Origin of the sequence: Propioniciclava sp. (assembly GCF_036744435.1) — a bacterium.
Taxonomy (GTDB): Bacteria; Actinomycetota; Actinomycetes; order Propionibacteriales; family Propionibacteriaceae; genus Propioniciclava.
This window is the reverse complement of the sequence record NZ_DAIOIA010000079.1, coordinates 5,637-11,501: the sequence shown is the minus strand read 5'-3', so window position 1 is coordinate 11,501 and position 5,865 is coordinate 5,637. Positions and strand designations below refer to the sequence as shown.

Sequence of the window (5,865 nt, the reverse complement as noted above, 5' to 3'; positions counted from 1 at the left end):
AAGCCTCGCCCTCAGCGCCACCGTGGTCGAGCGCCCCGAGCGCACCCCACCCGCCGCCGCGTTCCTGGGTGCCTACGGCCTCTACCACGCGCGCATCCCCGAACCCGACGCGGCCGTCGCGGCGGCGCTGGCCTGCCTGCCGCCCCAGGTGCGATTCGACACCGTCGCCCATACCCGCTGGGTCGCCCGAATCCGCGCCGATCTGCGCGACCCCGGTGCGCTCGCGCCCGCGGAACGGCCGCTGGACGACATGCCGCCCGCCGCCCTGGTCTCCTGCCAGATCGACGACCTGCGACCCTCCACCGAGGCGTTCGCGCAGACGCTGCGCAGCCGCGGCGTCCCGGTTCGCGAACTCCGCGTCGACGGCGTCATCCATGGGCACCTCAACTGGCTGCCCGGCCCCGAACTGCCGCAGGTCGGCCAGACCCTCGACTTCCTCGCGGCGGCCGTCAACGAACTCACCGCAACCCACCAACAGGCCCGCGTGGCCCTGACGAAGGAGCAACCATGTCCTTGACCTCAACCGCCCGGACGCCCCACCCCTGGTGGGTGGCCTTCGTCTGCGGCATGGCGACGTTCGTGGACGCCGCCGCCACGACCGGCATCGGCATCGCCTTGGTGCTGTTCCAGTCGATGACTCCCGGACAGCCGGGCCTGACTGCCAACGAGGTCGGATTCCTCACCGCAGCCCTGGCGCTCGGCGTCGCCGTCGGATCGCTGCTGGGCGGACGCCTGGGCGACCGGTACGGGCGCCGCACGGTGTTCCTCGTCACCATGGTCTTGATCGTGATCGGGTCCATCGCCCCCTTCGCGTCGCTGAGCTTCCCCATCATGTTCGTGGGCATCGCCGTGATCGGGCTGGGGGTCGGAGCCGACCTCCCGGTCGCCCTGGCGAGCATCTCCGAGGCCGCCACCGACGCCAACCGCGGCAAGCTGATCGTGTTCTCCAACATCCTCGGCGGCTTCGGCATCGCCACCTCTGTGGTGCTCTCCATCGTGTTCGGGCATCTGGGCGCCGCGGGTGGGCACATCATCTTCGGCGTGTTCGGCGGGATCGGCCTGGTGACCCTGCTGCTCCGCCTGACCATCCCCGAGTCGCGCGTGTGGCTGGCCGCCCGGCAGGAGCGGTTGACGGGGCAGCGCACCGTCCGCGCCGAGAAGACGTCGCTGGCCGACTTGGTCCGCGCTCCCTACAACCGGCCCTTCCTGGTTCTGGTCGCCTACTACGCGCTCGCCAGCATCGCGGTCTCGGTCGCCTCCAGCTTCGGGACATTCGTCGCGGTCAACCTCGCCGGGGTGGAGGTCGCGCAGTACTCGTCCGCGTCGCTGGTGGCGCTCCCGCTGGCCGTCCTCGCCCAGATGGGGTTCATGGCTGTCGTCGACACCAAGTGGCGCATGCCCGCCTACGTCGTCGGCGCGGCGCTGGTCGTGTTCTCCAACCTAATCCCGGTGCTCTTCGGCTTCACCTTCGTGACCGTGATCTCCTCGGTGCTGCTGGCCACCGTCGCCGGTGCCTTCTGCTTCGAGACCATCATGAAGGTGTGGACGCAAGAGTCCTTCCCGACGCTGATGCGCGGCACCGCGCAGGGCTTCATCTACGGCATCTCCCGGTTCGCGGCCGCCGGGCTCAACGCCTTCACCCCCATGCTGCTGGCCCTCAACGCTCGAGGCTTGTACCTCGCCATCGCGGTGCTCGCCGCGGCCGGTTTCGCGATCGGCTGGTGGGGATTCCGCCGCGGGACCGCCAATCAGTTCGACTCCGAGGCGACAATGGACGTCGAGGCCCACACCGTCGCGGGCACTGTCCAGGCGGTAGCCGAGGAGGGGAACCGATGATCGTCCGACCGTTCGAGACCGTGGTTGAGGAACTCACGCTGCGCGGAACCTGCTACCTCCCCGACACCCGCACAAGGGCGGGCGCCCCCGCAGCCGCCCTGATGCACGGCTTCGGCGGTAACCGGATCGAAGGAGCGCGCCTCTTCGTCTCGTTGGCGCGGGTCCTCACCGCACAGGGCATCGCGGTGCTCGCCTGGGACCGGGCCGGCCACGGAGAGAGCGACGGGAGCTTCTTCGACACCACCGTCAGCCGTGATGTGCGGCACACCCACCTGGTGCTCGACGCGTTCGCAGGCCTGCCGGACATCGACGCCGACGACCTGCACCTGCTCGGGCTCAGCCTGGGCGCCGTCGAAGCGGTCGCGGTCGCGGCATCGAGCCCCCGGCCGATCCGCTCGGTGACCATGCTGTCCACGGCCGCCGTCTTCGTCGACGAGATCGCCTCGGGGTTCATCCAGGGCCGCCCGCTGGACACCGTGGAGTCGCTGGGCTACTTCGACTTCCTCGGCCAGCGCATGGGGCCCGACATGATCGCCGACGCCCGCACCTTCGACCCGTACGCCGCCGCCGCGGGCTACGCCGGGCCGACGCTGCTGCTGCATGGCACCGAGGACTTCGTACCGCTGCGCTACGCCGAACGCTACGTGGAAGTGCTCGACCGAGCCGAACTCGAGGTGATACCCGGCGCCGACCACGGCTGGATGACGGTGCCCCATCGTGACCTCGTCGAGCGTCGCACGCTCGAACACATCCAGGCTCACGCCCGGCACGGCAGCGAGGACCACGCATGATCGGCATCGGCGAGATCATCGCGCTGCCGGACGGGACGGCGGTGCGGCTGAGCGGGCACCTCGACGTGCTGCACACCGATGGTGGACTACGTCCCCTCCGGCTGCCCGTCGCGTGCTGGGACCGCTTCCCGCCCGCGGCCGAGGCGATCCGGACGGTCGCCAGCCAGGCCTCGGGCGTCCGGATCGGGCTCCACACCGGTGCGCGACATCTCCGCCTGCGCGTGCGGTGCACCCGCGTGGACTTCACCGAGGGGGAGGCCCACGTCGTCGAAGGGCCCGTCAACGACTTCGTCGCCACCGTCGACGATGAGCCGGTGGCGCGGGCGCGCGCGACGGTCGACCAAGTGGAAGAGGTGGGGCCCGGTGCCGCGACGTCCGTGGTGCGGCGGCACCGGATGTCCTCCGAGGTCAGTTTCGACCTCCCCGCCGGTGCCACCGACGTCACGATCTGGCTTCCCCAGGCGATGGAGGTGGACCTGCTGGGTGTCGCGGCCGACGGCGCCGTGACCCCGGCACAGACGTCCGGGAGGCCGGTATGGCTGCACCATGGCAGTTCGATCAGCCACGGCGCGGGGCCGGAGGATCCGCTCTCGACCTGGCCCGTGGTGGCGGCCCGGGCGGCCCGGTGGGAAGTCATCAACCTGGGATTCTCCGGGCAGGCGATGCTCGATCCGTTCACCGCGGCAGCGATCGCCGCCACCCCGTGCGAGGCGATCTCGCTGTCGTTCGGAGTCAACATCGTCGGTGCGCGCAGCATGGATCAGCGCACCTTCGTCCCGGCCGTCCACGGCTTCCTCGACGCCGTGCGCCGCGGGCACCCGAGTACGCCGATCTTGCTCATCTCCTCGATCCTGTGGCCGAGCAGCGAGGACACTCCGGGGCCCTCCCGAGTCGACGTCGCCGAGGACGGCACCTTGTCGGCCCACACCTACGGCGATCCCGCCGACATCGCCGCCGGGGCCCTCACCCTGGCGACGTCGCGCGAGCATCTCCGGCACGTGGCCCGGGTCCGGGCGGCGGCCGGGGAACCGGTGGCCTACCTCGATGGCCGCACCCTGTATGGAGAACAGGACGTCGCCGAGGCGCCGCTGCCCGATGGGCTCCATCCGGACGCAGCCATCTACCAGGCCATGGGCGCCCGATTCGCTGCGGCGGCGTTTGCCGAGGGCGGCCCCTTCGGCAGCACCACCTCCGCATGACCCGACAAGGAGCAGCAATGTCCTCGACCGCCCCGCGCACCGGCCCCCAGCTGATCGCCTACGCGGACCGCCTAGGCGGGAACCTGGCAGGCCTGGCCGACCTGTTGCGGGGGCCGCTCGCGGGCGCGTTCGACGGCGTCCACCTGCTGCCGTTCTTCACCCCGTTCGATGGGGCCGACGCAGGCTTCGATCCGGTCGACCACACGCAGGTGGACCCCCGGCTGGGCACCTGGGACGACGTCGCCGAGTTGGCACGCGATCACGAGGTGATGGCGGACATGATCGTCAACCACGTCTCAGCCGACAGCCCGCTGTTCCGGGACGTGTTGGCTCGCGGGGAGGCGTCCGAGCACGCAGGCCTGTTCCTCACCCTCGACCGGGTGTTCCCGGACCGGGTGAACGAGGAGGATCTGTGTCGGATCTACCGGCCCCGTCCCGGCCTGCCTCTCACGCCGATGACGCTCGGTGGGCGCAAGCGCCTGGTCTGGACGACGTTCACGCCTCAGCAGGTCGACATCGATGTTGCCTCCGCCGCGGGCCAGGCCTACCTGGAGTCGGTGCTGGACGCCCTGACGGGGGCGGGGGTGCACCTCATCCGGCTCGACGCGGTCGGGTACGGGGTCAAGACGGCGGGCACGTCCTGCTTCATGACCCCGCAGACGTACACCTTCATCGATGCGCTGACCGCGGCCGCCCAGCGGCGCGGGGCCCGCGTCCTGGTCGAGATCCATTCGCATTACCAGCGCCAGATCGAGATCGCCGCCCGGGTCGACATGGTCTACGACTTCGCGCTGCCCCCGCTGGTGCTGCACACCCTGTACACGGCCGACACGGCAGCGTTGCGCCGGTGGCTGGAGATCCGTCCCGGCAACGCGGTCACCGTTTTGGACACCCACGACGGGATCGGCGTCGTGGACGTGGGACCCGACCAGATCGAACCTGGGCGCGAGGGGTTGCTGCCGAGGGAGGCCGTCGACGCACTCGTGGAGCGGATCCACGCCGAGTCGGGTGGCGCGTCGCGCCAGGCCACCGGCTGGGCGGCGTCCAACGTGGACGTGTATCAGGTGAACTGCACCTTCTTCGACGCCCTGGGCGGTGATCGCGCCCGGTATCTGAGCGCGCGGGCCCTGCAGTTGTTCGTGCCGGGCATCCCGCAGGTGTACTACGTGGGGTTGCTGGCGGGAGCCAACGACATGGACCTGCTGGCGCGCACGGGGGTGGGACGCGACATCAACCGGCACCACTACACCCGAGGCGAGGTCGAGGCCGCCCTGGCGGGGCCGATCACCAGCACGCTGCTCGAACTGCTGCGGCTGCGGCGCGATCACCCCGCCTTCGGGGGAGAGTTCAGCCTCGGGGGATGGGGACCCGACCTGATCTTGACGTGGCGCGCCGCCGACCAGTGGGCGGAACTGCGCCTGGATGCGGCGGCGGGCACCAGCACGGTCCGCTGGACCGATGCGGAACGGGCGCTCCACCTGATCGCGTTGGACCGCGGCTGAGCCTGCGGGGCACCGTCGCGCCCCGCAGGGGGTCACTGATGAGTGGCGAGCCAGTCCGCTCCGACGCGGCCCTGGGCCTCGAACGCCTCGGTGACGATGGGCGCGGCGAGCGTTTCCAGGCGCCCGCCCAGCAGGGGTACCTTCACCACGAGATCGCCGGAGTACGTGAGCGTGCTGCCGCCCGGCGCCGGGGCCAGGGTTGCGGTCCCGGTCAGGGAGACCGGTGTCGTGGCGACCGTGAGGGTGACCGTGCCTTCCCGCGAGCCGTCGGGGGCCGGGCCGGACCAGACCGTCTCCTGGGTGATCGTCAAGGAGGGGCCCACGAAGGCGCGGATCTCCGCGGGCGTCTCGATCGCACCCTCCACCGCAGTACGGGTGGCGCTCGCCGCGACGCGCGGGTCGGCGGAGCCCAGTTCGGTGGCGGCGTGAGCGAGGAAGGTCTCGTCGGTGACCATCGCGAAGACACGGTCGGGCGGGGCGGCGAAGTCGAGCCGGCTGATCAGATGCATGCCCCTTGACTACCGTGGATCGCCCTCG

General features: G+C 70.9%; 6 protein-coding genes. 5 read left to right on the top strand and 1 reads right to left on the bottom strand.

Annotated elements, in window-relative coordinates:
• The 5 genes from V7E09_RS10570 to gtfA form a co-directional block, all read left to right on the top strand.
• On the top strand, positions 1-517 hold a 517-nt coding region (locus V7E09_RS10570; RefSeq protein ID WP_324523357.1), incomplete at its 5' end, for an alpha/beta hydrolase.
• On the top strand, positions 508-1,836 hold the full coding sequence (locus V7E09_RS10565; RefSeq protein ID WP_324512357.1) for an MFS transporter: 1,329 nt from the start codon (positions 508-510) through the stop codon (positions 1,834-1,836). The genes V7E09_RS10570 and V7E09_RS10565, both read left to right, overlap by 10 nt.
• Positions 1,833-2,627 (top strand): alpha/beta hydrolase family protein, encoded by a 795-nt coding sequence (locus tag V7E09_RS10560; protein ID WP_324512358.1) that lies wholly within the window; start codon positions 1,833-1,835, stop codon positions 2,625-2,627. The genes V7E09_RS10565 and V7E09_RS10560 overlap by 4 nt, the downstream gene beginning before the upstream one ends.
• A complete protein-coding gene (locus V7E09_RS10555) occupies positions 2,624-3,826 on the top strand; it encodes a GDSL-type esterase/lipase family protein (RefSeq protein WP_324512359.1) in 1,203 nt (400 codons plus the stop codon). Before V7E09_RS10560 ends, V7E09_RS10555 begins: the two co-directional genes overlap by 4 nt.
• Before the next feature lie 17 nt (positions 3,827-3,843).
• Positions 3,844-5,328 (top strand): sucrose phosphorylase, encoded by a 1,485-nt coding sequence (gtfA, locus tag V7E09_RS10550; RefSeq protein WP_324523356.1) that lies wholly within the window; start codon positions 3,844-3,846, stop codon positions 5,326-5,328.
• Positions 5,329-5,360: 32 nt separating this feature from the next.
• On the opposite strand, the gene V7E09_RS10545 is transcribed toward gtfA, so the two are convergent.
• A complete protein-coding gene (locus tag V7E09_RS10545; RefSeq protein ID WP_324523355.1) occupies positions 5,361-5,837 on the bottom strand; it encodes a DUF2505 domain-containing protein in 477 nt (158 codons plus the stop codon).
• Positions 5,838-5,865: the final 28 nt, after the last annotated feature.